Here is a 15,003-nt window from a genome sequence, read left to right on the forward strand (position 1 = left end):
ACGATTGTCACGACGTGAAGAATTGCTCCAGTATCGAAGCCAGAATTCGAGGCTCGGCGACGTGAGTTTGTTTTTCGAGAATCTGCCGGCGCGCGTTCGGGAGCGCCGCCGTGATCTCGTCGGCGGCCGCGTCGAAGTAGCCGGGCTGCAGGCCCTGCATGTGCGGGTCGACGATGCCGCCGGTGGCGACCAGCGTGGGTTGGGTGATCGTCGCCAGGCGGGTTGTCGGCGGTCGGCCGTCTCCCAGGCAGGCGGCGTCGTAGGCCAGCGTGTGCGCGAGGCCTTCCACGTGGGACCACATGGGCGATTCGTGCGCCTTGGCGATGTCGTCGGCCGAGGAGCCGGCGAGCTGCATGAACAGTTCGATCGCCTCGCCTCTGCGGCCGTCGCTGAGCGCGGTGGTCAACTGCGTGACGTAGTGCGACCAGTACCGCGCCGCGTCGTCGTCGGTGGCGTAGGGAACCTCGTACACGGCGAGGCGCTCGACGGCCACACCGGCGGCCGCCGCCTCGAGGACGAGCGCGCCGCCGGAGGACGCGCCGAACAGGTGGGCCGAGCCGCCGGCCTCGCCGATCAGGGCGTTGAGGTCCTCGATCTCACGGTCCACGGCGTACGGGAGCGTGTCGCCGCTGTCACCCCTGCCACGGCGTGCGTAGTTGAGCACCGTGAATCGCTTCGCCAGTTCCGGGACCAGGGTGGCGTTCTCCGAGCCGTCGTCCAGACCACCTCCGACCAGGATGATCGCCGGTCCGCTTCCGCCGCGTTCGTAGGCGATCGGCGTGCCGTCCTTCGATGTCACTCGGTTCATGCGGGCTCCCTTTGTTGGTGTGGTCACTCTAGTATTAGGAGCCAACCGAATGGCGCTCAGCCGCATCTCATCTCCTGACGGGGTGCGGTGAGGGGAGTCGGGATGGGGAAGGTGGGACGCCGGGCGCTGCTGGCCGGCGCGCTCGGGCTCGGGGTGACCGGGCTGGTCGGCACCGGGATGGTGACCGACGTGCTGCCGGGCGGGGCGGCGGCACGGCGCGCGTTGGGGATGACCGGGACGGACGGCACGGTGCCCGACGTGCCGCCCGGCCCGGTCTCGGTGCGCCGGGTGTACTCGGCGGCACGCGGGCGGGAGGTCGAGATCGTCCACATGGGACCGTCCGATGTGGACGGTTCGCGGCTGCCGGTGTGTCTGGCGCTGCACGGCAGGGGCGGCGGCGCGCGGTGGTTCGCCGACCTCGGCCTGCCGAGATTCCTCACCGCGGCGGTGCGCGCCGGAGTGCGGCCGTTCGCGGTGGTCGCGGTGGACGGCGGCGACTCCTACTTCGTCCGGAGTGGACACGACGACCCGCAGCGGATGCTCGCCGACGAGGTGCCGGCCTGGCTCGGCGCGGACCCGTTCGCGGTCCTCGGCATCTCCATGGGCGGCTTCGGCGCGCTGCGACTGGCGCGCACCCGGCGGGACCTGCGCGCGGTCGCGGTGGCCAGTCCGGCACTGTTCGGCGACTGGTCAGATGCCAAGGGGCGCAACGGTTTCGAATCAGAGCAGCGGTGGGCCGACAACGAGCCGCTGCGGTACCTGAACGAGATCACCGGGTCCTCGCTCGGCGTGTGGTGCGGAACCGAGGACCCGTTCGCCGACGCGGCCCGCGAGCTGGTCGAGGGGGCGCGGCCGGCGTCGTCCTCGATCGACTCCGGAGAGCACGATGACGGCTACTGGCTGCGCGTGCTGCCGGACATGCTCCGGTTTGTCGGTGCGCGCGTATAGGTTCGGCGCCATGACCACACTCGAGAACCGGCCCCACACCGCGCTGCTGGTCGTGGACGTGCAGAACGGCGTCGTCGACGGGGCCTACGAGCGCGACGCGGTCGTCGCGAACATCGGCACACTCGTGGAGAAGGCCCGAAGCGGGCGCGTGCCCGTCGTCTGGGTGCAGCAGACCGACGAGGAGTTCATCGAGGGCACCGAGGAGTGGCGGATCGTCTCCGAGCTGACGCCGGAGGACGCCGAGCCGAAGGTGCTCAAGGAGTACGGCGACTCGTTCGAGGAGACGGACCTGGAGGGCGTGCTGTCCAAGCTGGCCGTCGGGCGGCTGCTCGTCACCGGCGCGCAGACCGACGCGTGCATCCGGGGCACCATCCACGGCGCCCTGACCCGCGGGTACGACACGATCCTGGTCAGCGACGCGCACACCACCGAGGATCACACCTCCTACGGCGCGCCGCCGCCGGACGCGGTGATCGCGCACACCAACCTGTACTGGGCCTACGAGACGGCGCCCGGCCGCACCGCCGGGACGGTGACGACCGCCGAGGCGGTGGGTCAGATCCAGCCCTCGTCGTAGGCGATCCGCGCGGCCTCGTGCCGGGTCGCGACGCCGAGCTTGGTCATCGCCGAGGACAGGTAGTTGCGCACCGTACCGGCCGCGAGGTGCACCTCGTCGGCGATCGCGGACACGGTCGGCACGCGCAGGGTCAGCCGCAGCACGTCCAGCTCGCGCGCGGTGAGCGGACACGCGTCCTCGGTCAGCGCGGACGCGGCGATCTCCGGGTCGATGTAGCGCCCACCGGCGTGGATGTCGCGCAGGATCGACGCGAGCCGGCTGGCCGGCGTGGTCTTCGGCACGAACCCGCGGATGCCGGCGGCCAGCGCGCGTTTCAGCACGCCGGGGCGGGCGTGCCGGGTGACCAGTACGACGGCGGTGTCCTGCGTCCGGTGGATCGCCTCGGCCGCGGCGACCCCGTCCTTGCGCGGCATCTCCAGGTCCAGCACGGCGATGGCCGGCCGGTGCCGGGCCACCGCGGCCACGGCGGCCTCGCCGTCGCTGACCTGTTCGAGCACGGTGATGTCGTCCTCGAGTTCGAGCAGCGCGGCGAGCGCGCCCCTGATCAGGTCCTCGTCGTCGGCCAGCACCACGGTGATCAACGCGCCGCCCTCCTCGCCGGGTCGACGGCCCGCCCGACCAGGTCGAACCATCCGTCGTCGTCGATCTCGCCCTGCACCTGCCCGCCGAGATCGGCGAACCGCTCGCGCAGCCCGGCAAGACCCGAACCGTCCATTGTGGACTTTCGGCGGACTCCGTTGTTGCGCAACCGAACGATCACCTTGCCGTCCGATGTGGACAGTTCGAGGATGCATCGGGTGGCGTCGCTGTGCCGCAGCACGTTGGTGGTTCCCTCCCGCACCAGTGCGGCGAACAGTGGCTGCAGCGGCGCGGGCACGTCCACCGCCTCGCCGCTCACGGTCGCCTCGATGCCGGCCGCGCGCAGGATCCCGACCGCGTTGCCGATCTCGGTCTGCAAGCTGGCCCGCCGATAGCCCAGCACCACCTCGCGCGTCTCCTGCAACGCGGTGCGCGCGAGTTCGGCGACGTCGTGCGCGTTGGCCCGCGCCGCGTCGTCGTCGCGCCCGACCAGCCGCTCGGCCAACTCCGCCTTGAGCGCGATCGCCTGCAGGTGGTGGCCCTGGATGTCGTGCAGGTCGGCGGCGAACCGCAGCCGCTCCTCGGCCACGGCCAGCGCACCCGCCGCGGCACGGCTGCGGTCCACTTCGAGCACCACGTCCCACAGCCACACCTGGAACACATACGCGAACACCGCCGACGGGATGACGATCACCGTGGCGAGCGCGGCTCGCCACGGCGCGGCATCGGTGACTCCCCACGCCACCCCGGCCATGCCCACCGCGGCGGTCACCAGCGTGCCGCCCACCACCACCGGCCAGCGCAGCGACGTGCGCACCAGCACCACGCCGACCGCGATCACCGCGGCCGGCAGCACCAGCCACAGCGCGCCGCCGCGGGTCTGCGACACCATGTAGCCCCACGCGGCCAGCGCGATCGCGAAGGTCGTCGCCAGCTCCAGGTGGCTGACGTCGCTCTTGCCGAGCCCGCGCATGGCGTCGCGCATCCACCGCACGTGCTGTGCCGTGACGATCGCGAGCGCCGCGCCGGCGAGGAGGGTGACCGCGAACGGGTAGGGGTGGCGCAGCAGGTCGATGACCGGCAGAACGGCGATCACCGGACCGAAGCCGACCAGCACCCACCACATCGCGCGGCGCAGTCTCGCCATGCTGGCGTCGCTCATCGTGCTGTGCGCGTCGGTCACACGAGCAATCTACGAGGCGCGGGCACGGCGGGTCTGCTGACGGGCCGCACGTGCACCCATGACATCTGTCATCCGATCGTGTGGAATCCGCCCGCGCGCTCGTGATCGCCGGCGCTACCGGGACCACCCCGGCGGACGCGACGCTCTAGCCATGACGGAAACAGTGATCGACGTGCGGGACCTGGTGTGCCGCTATGGAGACTTCGAGGCGGTGCGCGGCGTCAGCCTCGACGTGGCGCGCGGCGAGTTGTTCGCCTTGCTCGGCACGAACGGCGCCGGCAAGACGACCACCCTGGAAACGCTGGAGGGGCACCGGAAACCGGCGTCCGGCACCGTGCGGGTGCTCGGTGCGGACCCGATCGGCGAGCGGGTCGCGGTGCGTGCGCGGACCGGGATCATGTTGCAGCACAGCGGTTTCGCGCCGGACCTCACGGTGATCGAGACCATCCGACTGTGGGGCGATCTGTCCACTCGGGACGGTTCGGCGGAGCACGCGCTGGAGCGGCTGGACCTCGGGCACCGGCGCGACGTGCGGGTCAAGCAGCTCTCCGGCGGCGAGCGGCGGCGGCTCGACCTGGCGATGGCCACGTACGGCGACCCGCCGGTGCTGTTCCTGGACGAGCCGACGACGGGCCTGGACCCGGAGTCGCGCAAGCGCACCTGGGACGTGGTGCGCGACCTGCTCTCCGGCGGCACCACCGTGCTGCTGACCACGCACTACCTCGAGGAGGCCGAGTCGCTGGCGCACCGGCTGGCGATCATGCACGAGGGCCGGATCGCGGTGTCCGGGTCGCTGACCGACGTGCTGGCACGACGGCCCGCGTCCATCCGGTTCGACCTGCCGCACGGTGTGGCGGCCGGCGACCTGCCGGTGCTGTCCGGCGACGTCGACGGCGCCGCGCTCACCGCCGGCCAGGTCAGGGTCGACACGAGGGAACTGCAACACGATCTCGGCGCGGTTCTGGACTGGGCGCGCAACCGGTCCCTGCGGTTGTCCGGGCTGCGTGCCGCGCACGCGTCGCTCGACGAGGTCTTCCACGCCGTTCGTGACGGCGCCACTGTCAACGAGGAGGTGGGCGTGCGATGAACGCCCTGTTGAAACTGTCCACTGTCGAGCTGAAACTGTTGGTGCGCAACAAGACCGTGGCGGTCACGGCGATCGCGCTGCCGCTGATGTTCGGCGCGTTCCTGGTGGCCAACCGGGACGCCACCGCGATGCACGGCGGCTGGCCCGCCGTGGTGGCGCTGCAGTTCGTGTCACTGCTCGGATTCACCGTCTACGTCAGCGTCACCACCACGCTGGCCGCGCGCAGGCAGGACCTGTACCTCAAGCGACTGCGGTCGGGCGAGGTCTCCGACGGCGCGATCCTCGGCGGCATGATGGTGCCCTTCGCGGTGCTCGGCGTCGCCCAGGCCGTGGTGATCCTGATCTACATCTCGGTCAACGGCGCGCCGGTGCCGGCCGACCCGGTCGCCCTCGTGCTGGCGCTGATCGTCGGTGTGGCGGTGAGCATGGCGGTCGGCGTGGTCACCTCCGCGGTGACCGCCACGGCGGAGATGGCACAGATCACCACCGCGCCGTTCTTCTTCGCCCTGCTCGGCGGCGCGATCTGGGCGCTGACCAATCCCGGCGACGTGCTCCCGCTGATCGCGCCGGGGGGAGCGGTGACCGACCTGGTGTCCCGTGCCTGGGACGACGGCGGGATCGCCGCGCACCTTGGTGACGCGTTGCCGGCGCTGGGCATCAGCGCGGTGTGGGTCATCGTGTCGGTGGTGGCGGCGGGTCGGCTGTTCCGGTGGGAGCCGCGCGGCTGAGCGCCTGACAAACCGTGCCTGACAAACTGGGGGACATGTTGATCCCCACCGCGACGGAACCCCGGCTCAGGGTCATCGACCCGCCGGGGTCCGTTCCGGTCAAGGCCATCGTGATGGTGCTGCACGGTGGCAGCGAGACCGGCAGGCAGCGGGCGCACCGGTTGCGGTTGGCCTACCTGCGGATGCTCCCGTTCGGCACGAATCTGGCCGCGTCGACGGTCGACGACGGGGTGGCCGTGTGGTTGCTGCGGTACCGCTACCGCGGCTGGAACGCACCGCACGAGGACCCGATCGAGGACGCGCGGTGGGCCCTGGCGCGAGCCCGCGAGCGGCACCCCGGCGTGCCGGTGGTGCTCGTCGGGCACTCGATGGGCGGACGGGTGGCCCTGCGCGTCGCCGGGGACGAGGCCGTCGCCGGGGTGTGCGCGCTGGCGCCGTGGACACCGTCCGGCGAGCCGGTCGACCAACTCGCCGGGCGCACCGTGCTGATCGCGCACGGTGATCGTGACACCACCACGCTGCCGGCGGACTCGTACGCGTACGCGCTGCGGGCCAAGGAGATCACCGACTCGGTGTGCCGCCTCACCGTGCGTGGCGAGGGGCACGCGCTGCTGCGCAAGGCCGGGGTGTGGACGGCGCTGGTGCGCTCGTTCACCAAGGGCGTGCTCGGGCTGGAGCCGCTCGATGACAAGATCACCGAGGCGCTGCGCAAGCCGTCACCCGATGGGCTCGACGTGATGGTGTGAAACACCGAGTGTCGCCTTCGTCGCGGAGCGTCGCCCGCGTACCGTGTGGCGGTGGGCACACGGGGTGCCGACGCAACCGGGTGGGTCGGGCGCACGTCTCCCAATGACAAGAAGGAGCGCATCGAGATGATGCTGTCGGGGGAGGGTGAACAACGATGAGCCATGGCCAGGGTGGGCCAGGCTGGGGTAACGGAGGCGGCAACCGGCCGCCGCCACGGCGTCCCGCGCCGACCCGGCACATGCCGATGGCGCCGGGGTCCGAAGGCCCCTACGGCGAGCCACGGCTGTACGGCGACCGCTACGGAGGTGGTCCGGAGCCGCAACAGCCACCGCCGCCGGGCCGGTACGGGCCGAACGACTACGGCCAGCCGCCGCACCAGCCGCCGGGGCAACAGCCGCCACCCGGTCCGCCGCCACCGCGTCCGCGCAAGCGCAGGCGGGTCGGCCGCACGCTGCTGATCATCTTTCTGGCGTTCCTGACGTTGATCGGCGGCATCTGGATCTGGCTGGACACCTCGCTGACCCGCGTGGAGGCGATCACCGACTACCCGGGACGGCCCGCCGAGGCCGCCGGCGTCAACTGGCTGATCGTCGGCTCGGACAGCCGCGAGGGCATGGCGGCCGAGGAGCAGGAGCACCTGTCCACCGGCGATGTCGGCGGCAAGCGCACCGACACGATGATGTTGCTGCACGTCCCGGACAACAGCAGCAAGCCGACGCTGGTCAGCCTGATGCGTGACTCGCTGGTCGAGATCCCCGGTCAGGGCAAGTCGAAGAAGATGCTGAACTCGGCGTACGGGATCGGCGGCCCGAAGCTGCTCACGCAGACCGTGGAGAAGAACACCGGGCTGCGGATCGAGCACTACATGGAGATCGGCCTCGGCGGGTTCGCCGAGATCGTGGACGCCGTCGGCGGTGTCGACATGTGTCTGGACAAGCCGGTGAACGACCCGAAGGCGGGGATCAACCTTAAGGCCGGCTGCCAGGAGTTGGACGGCCCGGCAGCACTCGGCTACGTGCGCACCCGCGCGGTCGCCACGAACGGCGTCGCCGACGACTTCGGCCGCACGCTGCGCCAGCGCCAGTTCATCAGCGCGCTGACCGACAAGGTGGCCAGTCCCGGCACGCTGCTCAACCCGTTCCGGCTGTTCCCGTTGCTGGGCAGCGCGCCGGAGGCGATCACCGTGGACGAGGGCGATCACCTGCATCACCTGCCGTCGGTGGCGTTCGCGATCGCGGGTGCCAGCAACGGGGACACGAACACCACGATCGTGCCGTTCACGCCGAAGGGCGCCAGGATCGAGTGGCACCCGACCAAGTCCAAGCAGCTGTTCGAAGCGCTGCGCACGGACGCCGAGGTGCCCAAGGAGTTGATCATCACCGGCCCCGCCGGCTAGCCGGAATCGTCGGCTGCCGCTGCTACGTTCCGCGCGAACGCATGCAGAGGCGGAGGAACCATGGCAGAAGTGGCACTGCGGCCGATTGAGGACGGCGACCTCGACACGCTGTTCGACCAGAGGCGTGATCCCGAGGCCGTTCGGATGGCGGCGTTCACCGCCAAGGATCCGAACGACCGCGCCGCGTTCGACGCGCACATGGCGAAGACGCGGGCCGCGCCCGACGTCCATCAGTTCGCCGTGACCGAGGCCGGACGTCTGGTCGGCAGCATCGCCAGTTTCGTCATGGAGGGCGACACCGAGATCACCTACTGGATCGACCGTTCGGTCTGGGGACAGGGCGTGGCCGGCCAGGCACTCGCCCTGCTCCTGGAGCGGATCACGACCCGGCCGCTGCACGCCCGCGCCGCCAGTGACAACCTCGGATCGCTCAAAGTCCTGCGGAGGGCCGGCTTCGCGATCATCGGCACGGAGATCGCCTACGCGCCCGCCCGGAACGCCGAGATCGAGGAGACGATCCTGCGGCTCGACTAGGCGCGGGCGCGCAGGGCGGCGAGCGCCTTGTCGGCGTGCACGTTCATGCGCAGCTCACTGGAGATCACCTCGAGCACGGTGCGATCGGTGTCGATCACGAACGTCTTGCGCTTGGTGAGCAGCGGGCCGACGCCGATCGAGCGGCGCACGCCGAACGCCTTCGCCACCTGTCCGTCCACATCGGACAGCAGTGGGAAGTCGAACGAGTGCTTCTCGGAGAACTCTCGCTGCTTGTCCACGGCGTCCCCGCTGATACCCACGCGGCGCGCGCCCACCTCGCCGAATTCCTTTGCCAGGTCACGGAAGTGGCAGCTCTCCGCGGTGCACCCGGGCGTCAGTGCGGCGGGGTAGAAGAACAGCACGAGCGGGCCGTCGGCAAGCAGCTCGGTGAGCGTGCGCTTCGTACCGGTCTCGTCGGCCAGCTCGAAGTCGGGTGCCGTGTCGCCAGCTTTCATCGTGCCTCCGTAGGGTCGTTCCGTGGATGATCGACGTCTGGCGCACGTGGTGACCGAGGTGCTCTCGCCCGCCGTGGTCGTGGTGCTGCTTCCGTTCGCGGTCGCCTGGCACGCTACCGGTCACGAGTTCGGGCCGACCGTGCTGTGGGCGTTGGTGGTGGCGGTGTTCTACAGCGTGCTGCCGATGGCGTTCATCATCCGGGGCGCGCGGCGCGGACGCTGGGACGGGCACTGGGTGCGCGAGCGCGAGCAGCGGTTCGTGCCGCTGCTGATGTGCCTGGTCTCGACGATGGCCGGGCTGCTGATCCTGGTGTTCGGCTCGGCGCCGCGCGACATGCTGGCGCTGGCCGCGTCGATGATCGCCACGCTCCTGGCCTGCATGCTGATCACCCGCTGGTGGAAGGTGTCGGTGCACGCCACGGTCGCCGCCGGCGCGACCGCCACCGTCGTGTTGCTGTACGGACCGTGGCTGCTGTCGCTCGTGCCACTGGTGGCGCTGGTCTGCTGGGCGCGTGTGGTGCTCACCGATCACACGGTCGCGCAGGTGATCGTCGGCGCGCTGCTCGGCCCGACCGTCGGCGGCGTGGTGTTCCTCCTGCTGCGCTGAGGACTACTCGCGCCAGCGCACCTCGCGGACCGGCGCCCAGTTCTTGCGGTAGTGCGACAACGCGGACACCGCGATCAGGATCGCGGTGATCGGCCACACCGCGACGGCGGTGAACGTCACCCACAGCGGGAGATCGTCGGCGCGCGCGAGCAGCAGGAGCAGCGGCAGGATCGCGGCGAGCGGCGTGAGCCAGCCGAACGCGTAGGTGCGCAGGACCTCGGCGGGGCGCAGTTGGGAGACCCCGACGATCCGATACCGGGTGATCGTCTCGTTGTACAGGCCGCTCATCGCGCCGCCCGCGAGCACGCCGTCGCTCACGTAATACCGCTCGAGCGGCATGATCGGCAGGCCCACGATCATGAACCAGCGCGTGGCGAAGCAGTGGCCGGTCGGATCGAGGCGGGTGAATCCCTTGAACTCGAAGCCGATCCCGTTGTAGCTGCGCAGACTGCCCGGCCCTGGGTCGGCGGCCGAGATCGGCCGGACGTCGTCGGGCATGGCGGCACAGTACCGGTGCCGGGATGGGACCCCTCCCGGCTACGGTGGCCGCGTGGACAGCAGGTTCCGGGCGGCGATGCGCCTCATGCGCAAGCGCGACCCACAGCTCGCCGAGGACGGTTTCGGCACTCTGCTTCCGCATACCGCGCTCTACGCCGACGACCTGATCGCCGAGTTCGAAGCCGAGCGCGACGATCGCGGCCTGCGTCGCTGGCTGCTGGAGCTGATCGCGGAAAGCCGCGCGCCGCAAGCATTGCCGATCTTCGTGCGGGAGCTGAGTTCCGAGGACGAGTCGTTGCGCGACTGGGCCGCGGACGGCCTGCGCAATCTGGACACGAAAGAGGCCCGCGAGGCGCTCTACCGCGCCAAGGCGAACGGGCAGCTCTAGTACTCGACCTTGTCGGGCTTGGCGCGCCAGGCGTCGAACGGGCTCGTCTCGCCGCCGGTGCGGTGCTGGCTCAGCTCGACCGGCCAGGCGGCGCGCGGCTTGCCGAACAGGTCGTGGAACGCGCGGTCGTCGAACCCGGCCGCCGCCGCGTCGTCCCGGTCCGCCGCGTAGACCACCCGGTCCACGCGCGCCCACAGCGCGGTGAACAGGCACATCGGGCAGGGCTCGCACGAGCTGACCAGCACGCAGCCGGTCAGCGTGAAGTCGCCGGTCTCCTCGCAGGCCCGGCGAATCGCGACGACCTCGGCGTGCGCGGTCGGGTCGAGCGTGGACGTCACCTGGTTCACGCCGTTGGCCACCACGTCGTCCCCGCGCACGATCAGCGCGCCGAACGGGCCACCACCGTCGCCGACGCTGCGCTCGGCGAGCGCCACCGCCTCGGCGAGCCACTTGTCGTCCCGCGTCTTCATCGCGTGTCTCCGATCGTGCGGCTGCGGCCGCGGAATTCGGCCACCACCTCGTCCCCGCGCCGCACGGTCACGTCGTAGATGCCGCTGCGGCCGAACCGGGTGCGCTCCCTGGCGGTCGCGACCAGCTCGTCGCCGGCGTACACGGGCGCCACGAACGTGATGTCCGCGCCGGCGGCGACGGCCACCGGACCGTGGCTGTTGCACGCGCAGGCGAACGCGGTGTCGGCCACCATGAACACGTACCCGCCGTGCGCCACGGCGTGCCCGTTCACCATCGCGTCGGTGATTTTCATCCGGACCGACGCGTGACCGATGCCGGATTCGACCAGCTCCATGCCGAGGCTTGAGGACGCGGCGTCGTCGCGCAGCATCCGTGCCACGGGGTCGCTGTCGGGCACGTCACACCCCCTTTCCTCCACCACGCGGCTGTCGAGACCCGGTATCCGCCCGTAGCGTGGGTTTTGTCGCCATCGTCGCAGGTGCCGAACGCTCCGGCAGCGATGGGCCAGACCACGGGTGCCACCCCTGTCAGACCCCGACGTGGTTGCACTTCCGATAGTAGGACGTCAAACTATTTCAGTAGGCCGTTTGCCGTGGCCTCACGTTGAGCACCCTCGGAGTACAGATGACCGCGTCCTTGTACCGCCCGCAGCACCCGGTCCGCTTCGTGACCGCCGCGAGCCTGTTCGACGGCCACGACGCGGCGATCAACATCATGCGGCGCATCCTGCAGTCGCAGGGCGCCGAGGTGGTGCACCTCGGGCACAACCGCTCGGTCCGCGAGGTGGTCGACGCCGCGATCCAGGAGGACGCGCACGGCGTCGCGATCAGCGCCTACCAGGGCGGACACGTCGAGTACTTCAGCTACCTGGTCGAGCTGCTGAACGAGCGCGGCGCCGGCCACGTGAAGGTGTTCGGCGGCGGCGGTGGCGTGATCGTGCCAGCCGAGATCGAGCTGCTGCACTCGCGCGGGGTGGCCCGCATCTTCTCCCCGGAGGACGGCCAGGAGCTGGGCCTCGCCCGCATGATCAACACGATGATCGAGGCGTGCGACCACGACCTCGCCGAGGTGCCGCCGTCCACCTGGGACGGCCTGTACGGCGGTGACCAGGCCACGCTGGCCAGGGCGATCACGCTGATCGAGGCCGGCAAGCTGCCCGAGGACGTGCGCACCACGATCGCCGGCACCGCGAGCAACCGCGCCGTGCCGGTGCTCGGCATCACCGGCACCGGCGGCTCCGGCAAGTCCTCGCTGACCGACGAGCTGGTGCGCCGGTTCCGGACCGACCAGCAGGACAAGCTGCGCATCACGGTGATCGCGGTCGACCCGACCCGCCGGCGCGGCGGCGGTGCGCTGCTCGGCGACCGGATCAGGATGAACTCGCTCGACGGCGACCACGTGTTCTTCCGCTCGATGGCCACTCGTGGTGCGGGCTCGGAGGTGCCCGAGGGGCTCACCGACGCGATCGCCGCCGCGAAGGCCGCCGGCAGCGATCTGGTGGTCGTGGAGACGCCGGGCATCGGCCAGGGTGACGCCGCGATCGTGCCGTTCGTGGACGTGTCGCTGTACGTGATGACGCCGGAGTTCGGCGCCGCGTCACAGCTCGAGAAGATCGACATGCTGGACTTCGCCGACCTGGTGGCGATCAACAAGTTCGAGCGCAGGGGAGCCGAGGACGCCCGCCGGGACGTCGCGCGCCAGCTCGTGCGCAACCGGGAGGCGTTCGGCGCGAAGTGGCAGGACATGCCGGTGTACGGCACGAGTGCCGCCACGTTCAACGACGACGGTGTCACCGCGCTGTACCAGGAGCTGCGGAACCTGTTGACGGACAAGGGTTTGCCGGTCACCGACGGCACCCTCGCCCCGGTGGACGGGAAGGTCTCCACCACGGCGGCGACGGTCGTCCCGGCGGCCCGCGTGCGGTACCTGTCCGACATCGCCGAGACCCTGCGCGGCTACCACACGCGGACCGACCAGCAGGTCGCCGCGGTGCGCCGGCGTAACCACCTCACGGCCGCGCGCGACGAGTTGGCCAAGGCCGAGGCGCCGACCGACGACATCGAACGCCTCGCCGCCGAGGCCGACGCGGCGCTGGACAAGGACACCGCCGCGGCGCTGGAGGAGTGGCCCCAGGTCGTGGAGGACTACTCCGGCGACGAGATGGTGGTCACCGTGCGGGACAAGGAGATCCACACCAACCTGGTGCGGGAGACGTTGTCCGGCAACAAGGTCCGCCGCGTGTCACTGCCGCGCTACGACGACGAGGCGTCCCTGCTGCGGTTCCTCCGCAAGGAGAACCTGCCCGGCAAATTCCCTTACACGGCAGGGGTTTTCGCGTTCAAGCGGGACAACGAGGACCCGGCCAGGATGTTCGCCGGCGAGGGTGACGCGTTCCGCACGAACCGGCGCTTCAAGTACCTGTCGGAGGGTTCGGAGGCCACCCGCCTGTCCACCGCGTTCGACTCGGTGACGCTGTACGGCCGCGACCCGGACACCCCGCCGGACGTGTACGGCAAGATCGGCACCTCGGGTGTGTCGATCGCCTCGCTGGAGGACATGAAGGCGCTCTACGACGGGTTCGACCTCGCCTCGCCGACCACGTCGGTGTCGATGACCATCAACGGTCCGGCGCCCACCATCCTGGCGTACTTCCTGAACACCGCGATCGACGCCGAGGTGGACAAGTTCGTTGCCGCACAAGGCAAGCAGCCCGACGAGCAGGAGCACGCCGAGCTGGCGGCGAAGGCGCTGCAGACCGTGCGCGGCACCGTGCAGGCCGACATCCTCAAGGAGGATCAGGGGCAGAACACCTGCATCTTCTCCACCGAGTTCTCGCTGCGCATGATGGCCGACATCCAGGCGTACTTCATCCAGCAGAAGGTGCGGAACTTCTACTCGGTGTCGATCTCCGGCTACCACATCGCCGAGGCCGGGGCGAACCCGATCAGCCAGCTCGCCTTCACCTTGGCCAACGGGTTCACCTACGTGGAGTCCTACCTGGCGCGCGGGCTGGACATCGACGACTTCGCGCCGAACCTGTCGTTCTTCTTCTCCAACGGGATGGACGCCGAGTACTCGGTGATCGGCCGGGTGGCCCGCCGCATCTGGTCGGTGGCCATGAAGGAGCGCTACGGCGCGAACGAGCGGTCGCAGAAGCTGAAGTACCACGTGCAGACCAGCGGCCGGTCGCTGCACGCGCAGGAGATGCAGTTCAACGACATCCGCACCACGCTGCAGGCGCTGTGCGCGCTCTACGACAACGCGAACTCGTTGCACACCAATGCTTTCGACGAGGCGATCACCACGCCGACGGAGACCTCGGTGCGCCGCGCGATGGCGATCCAGTTGATCATCAACAGGGAGTGGGGCCTGTCGATGAACGAGAACCCGCTGCAGGGTTCGTTCGTCATCGACGAGCTGACCGACCTGGTGGAGGAGGCCGTGCTCACCGAGTTCGACCGCATCTCCGACCGCGGTGGCGTGCTCGGCGCGATGGAGACCGGCTACCAGCGCGGCAAGATCCAGGACGAGTCGATGCTCTACGAGCAGCGCAAGCACGACGGCTCGCTGCCGCTGATCGGCGTGAACACGTTCCTGCCGAGCAAGGACAACGCCGAGGAGATGCCCGAGATCGAGCTGGCGCGGGCGACCGAGGAGGAGAAGAAGTCGCAGGTCGACCGAACGCTGGATTTCCAGCACCGGCACCAGACCGACGCGGCCGAGGCGCTCCGCCGCCTCAAGGAGGCCGCCTCCGGCGACGACAACGTGTTCGCGGTCCTGATGGACGCCGCGCGAGTGTGCACCCTCGGCCAGATCACCGAGGCCTTCTTCGAAGTCGGTGGACAGTATCGCCGCAACATCTGACCCCTGTTGGCGAATCACTGACAGACTTTAGCGGGCTAAAGTACGCACGCATAAGACGCTCGTCATGTCAAGCCACGTGTCCACAACCCGATGACCTGCGCAAACGTTAACGGCGGTGGTGAGAAACGCCGCT

The 15,003-nt window shown here is 70.1% G+C and carries 17 protein-coding genes; 10 read left to right on the forward strand and 7 right to left on the reverse strand.

Going from position 1 to position 15,003, the window contains the following annotated elements; all coding sequences use genetic code 11:
- Window positions 1-7 precede the first annotated feature (7 nt).
- The gene (locus EV193_RS07275; protein ID WP_130343228.1) at window positions 8-808 is read right to left on the reverse strand and encodes an alpha/beta fold hydrolase; all 801 of its coding nucleotides are present in this window, start codon (window positions 806-808) and stop codon (window positions 8-10) included.
- 102 nt (window positions 809-910) lie between these two features.
- Between EV193_RS07275 and EV193_RS07280 the strand changes: the two genes are divergently transcribed.
- On the forward strand, window positions 911-1,756 hold the full coding sequence (locus EV193_RS07280) for an alpha/beta hydrolase (protein WP_242613194.1): 846 nt from the start codon (window positions 911-913) through the stop codon (window positions 1,754-1,756).
- A 10-nt stretch (window positions 1,757-1,766) separates the two neighbouring features.
- The gene (locus EV193_RS07285; RefSeq protein ID WP_130343229.1) at window positions 1,767-2,333 is read left to right on the forward strand and encodes a cysteine hydrolase family protein; all 567 of its coding nucleotides are present in this window, start codon (window positions 1,767-1,769) and stop codon (window positions 2,331-2,333) included.
- Here EV193_RS07285 and EV193_RS07290 read toward each other — a convergent pair.
- On the reverse strand, window positions 2,312-2,914 hold the full coding sequence (locus EV193_RS07290) for a response regulator transcription factor (protein WP_207222540.1): 603 nt from the start codon (window positions 2,912-2,914) through the stop codon (window positions 2,312-2,314). The two genes, EV193_RS07285 and EV193_RS07290, sit on opposite strands and share 22 nt — an antisense overlap.
- Window positions 2,911-4,095 carry a sensor histidine kinase gene (locus tag EV193_RS07295; RefSeq protein WP_242613195.1) on the reverse strand — a complete coding sequence of 395 codons (1,185 nt, stop codon included), beginning with the start codon at window positions 4,093-4,095 and terminating at the stop codon, window positions 2,911-2,913. Before EV193_RS07295 ends, EV193_RS07290 begins: the two co-directional genes overlap by 4 nt.
- A gap of 151 nt (window positions 4,096-4,246) precedes the next feature.
- Here EV193_RS07295 and EV193_RS07300 point away from each other — a divergent pair, with 151 nt between their 5' ends.
- The 5 genes from EV193_RS07300 (at window position 4,247) to EV193_RS07320 (ending at window position 8,587) form a co-directional block, all read left to right on the forward strand.
- Window positions 4,247-5,182, forward strand: a complete 936-nt coding sequence (locus EV193_RS07300) for an ABC transporter ATP-binding protein (RefSeq protein ID WP_130343231.1) — start codon at window positions 4,247-4,249, stop codon at window positions 5,180-5,182.
- Window positions 5,179-5,910, forward strand: coding sequence for an ABC-2 transporter permease (locus tag EV193_RS07305; RefSeq protein WP_130343232.1), 732 nt, complete (start codon window positions 5,179-5,181; stop codon window positions 5,908-5,910). Before EV193_RS07300 ends, EV193_RS07305 begins: the two co-directional genes overlap by 4 nt.
- A gap of 35 nt (window positions 5,911-5,945) precedes the next feature.
- The gene (locus EV193_RS07310) at window positions 5,946-6,656 is read left to right on the forward strand and encodes an alpha/beta hydrolase (protein WP_130343233.1); all 711 of its coding nucleotides are present in this window, start codon (window positions 5,946-5,948) and stop codon (window positions 6,654-6,656) included.
- Between the two features lie 155 nt (window positions 6,657-6,811).
- Window positions 6,812-8,053, forward strand: coding sequence for an LCP family protein (locus EV193_RS07315; protein ID WP_130343234.1), 1,242 nt, complete (start codon window positions 6,812-6,814; stop codon window positions 8,051-8,053).
- A gap of 60 nt (window positions 8,054-8,113) precedes the next feature.
- Complete coding sequence (locus EV193_RS07320; RefSeq protein WP_130343235.1) at window positions 8,114-8,587, forward strand: GNAT family N-acetyltransferase; 474 nt, start codon at window positions 8,114-8,116, stop codon at window positions 8,585-8,587.
- Here the strand turns inward: EV193_RS07320 and EV193_RS07325 are convergent.
- Window positions 8,584-9,042 carry a peroxiredoxin gene (locus tag EV193_RS07325; RefSeq protein ID WP_130343236.1) on the reverse strand — a complete coding sequence of 153 codons (459 nt, stop codon included), beginning with the start codon at window positions 9,040-9,042 and terminating at the stop codon, window positions 8,584-8,586. The two genes, EV193_RS07320 and EV193_RS07325, sit on opposite strands and share 4 nt — an antisense overlap.
- A 22-nt stretch (window positions 9,043-9,064) precedes the next feature.
- On the opposite strand from EV193_RS07325, the gene EV193_RS07330 reads away from it, so the two are divergent.
- The gene (locus EV193_RS07330; RefSeq protein WP_130343237.1) at window positions 9,065-9,649 is read left to right on the forward strand and encodes a phosphatase PAP2 family protein; all 585 of its coding nucleotides are present in this window, start codon (window positions 9,065-9,067) and stop codon (window positions 9,647-9,649) included.
- A gap of 3 nt (window positions 9,650-9,652) precedes the next feature.
- Here EV193_RS07330 and EV193_RS07335 read toward each other — a convergent pair whose 3' ends face one another.
- The gene (locus EV193_RS07335) at window positions 9,653-10,147 is read right to left on the reverse strand and encodes a hypothetical protein (RefSeq protein WP_130343238.1); all 495 of its coding nucleotides are present in this window, start codon (window positions 10,145-10,147) and stop codon (window positions 9,653-9,655) included.
- A 52-nt stretch (window positions 10,148-10,199) separates the two neighbouring features.
- Here EV193_RS07335 and EV193_RS07340 point away from each other — a divergent pair, with 52 nt between their 5' ends.
- Window positions 10,200-10,535, forward strand: a complete 336-nt coding sequence (locus EV193_RS07340) for a HEAT repeat domain-containing protein (protein ID WP_207222541.1) — start codon at window positions 10,200-10,202, stop codon at window positions 10,533-10,535.
- Here EV193_RS07340 and EV193_RS07345 read toward each other — a convergent pair.
- Both EV193_RS07345 and paaI read right to left on the reverse strand, forming a co-directional pair.
- Window positions 10,532-11,005 (reverse strand): nucleoside deaminase, encoded by a 474-nt coding sequence (locus tag EV193_RS07345; RefSeq protein ID WP_130343239.1) that lies wholly within the window; start codon window positions 11,003-11,005, stop codon window positions 10,532-10,534. The genes EV193_RS07340 and EV193_RS07345 overlap by 4 nt on opposite strands.
- Window positions 11,002-11,376, reverse strand: a complete 375-nt coding sequence (gene paaI / locus EV193_RS07350; RefSeq protein ID WP_130343651.1) for a hydroxyphenylacetyl-CoA thioesterase PaaI — start codon at window positions 11,374-11,376, stop codon at window positions 11,002-11,004. Before paaI ends, EV193_RS07345 begins: the two co-directional genes overlap by 4 nt.
- Before the next feature lie 254 nt (window positions 11,377-11,630).
- On the opposite strand from paaI, the gene icmF reads away from it, so the two are divergent.
- Window positions 11,631-14,870, forward strand: a complete 3,240-nt coding sequence (gene icmF, locus EV193_RS07355; RefSeq protein WP_130343240.1) for a fused isobutyryl-CoA mutase/GTPase IcmF — start codon at window positions 11,631-11,633, stop codon at window positions 14,868-14,870.
- Window positions 14,871-15,003: the final 133 nt, after the last annotated feature.

The sequence above is a fragment of the Herbihabitans rhizosphaerae genome, from assembly GCF_004216555.1.
Taxonomy (GTDB): Bacteria; Actinomycetota; Actinomycetes; order Mycobacteriales; family Pseudonocardiaceae; genus Herbihabitans; species Herbihabitans rhizosphaerae.

Excerpts from the sequence above, each read along its gene's own strand:
- EV193_RS07275 (WP_130343228.1), bottom strand. The coding sequence starts at position 808 with ATGAACCGAGTGACATCGAAGGACGGCACGCCGATCGCCTACGAACGC.
- EV193_RS07280 (WP_242613194.1), top strand. The coding sequence starts at position 911 with ATGGGGAAGGTGGGACGCCGGGCGCTGCTGGCCGGCGCGCTCGGGCTC.
- EV193_RS07285 (WP_130343229.1), top strand. The coding sequence starts at position 1,767 with ATGACCACACTCGAGAACCGGCCCCACACCGCGCTGCTGGTCGTGGAC.
- EV193_RS07300 (WP_130343231.1), top strand. The coding sequence starts at position 4,247 with ATGACGGAAACAGTGATCGACGTGCGGGACCTGGTGTGCCGCTATGGA.
- EV193_RS07305 (WP_130343232.1), top strand. The coding sequence starts at position 5,179 with ATGAACGCCCTGTTGAAACTGTCCACTGTCGAGCTGAAACTGTTGGTG.
- EV193_RS07310 (WP_130343233.1), top strand. The coding sequence starts at position 5,946 with ATGTTGATCCCCACCGCGACGGAACCCCGGCTCAGGGTCATCGACCCG.
- EV193_RS07315 (WP_130343234.1), top strand. The coding sequence starts at position 6,812 with ATGAGCCATGGCCAGGGTGGGCCAGGCTGGGGTAACGGAGGCGGCAAC.
- EV193_RS07320 (WP_130343235.1), top strand. The coding sequence starts at position 8,114 with ATGGCAGAAGTGGCACTGCGGCCGATTGAGGACGGCGACCTCGACACG.
- EV193_RS07325 (WP_130343236.1), bottom strand. The coding sequence starts at position 9,042 with ATGAAAGCTGGCGACACGGCACCCGACTTCGAGCTGGCCGACGAGACC.
- EV193_RS07335 (WP_130343238.1), bottom strand. The coding sequence starts at position 10,147 with ATGCCCGACGACGTCCGGCCGATCTCGGCCGCCGACCCAGGGCCGGGC.
- EV193_RS07345 (WP_130343239.1), bottom strand. The coding sequence starts at position 11,005 with ATGAAGACGCGGGACGACAAGTGGCTCGCCGAGGCGGTGGCGCTCGCC.
- paaI (WP_130343651.1), bottom strand. The coding sequence starts at position 11,376 with ATGCTGCGCGACGACGCCGCGTCCTCAAGCCTCGGCATGGAGCTGGTC.
- icmF (WP_130343240.1), top strand. The coding sequence starts at position 11,631 with ATGACCGCGTCCTTGTACCGCCCGCAGCACCCGGTCCGCTTCGTGACC.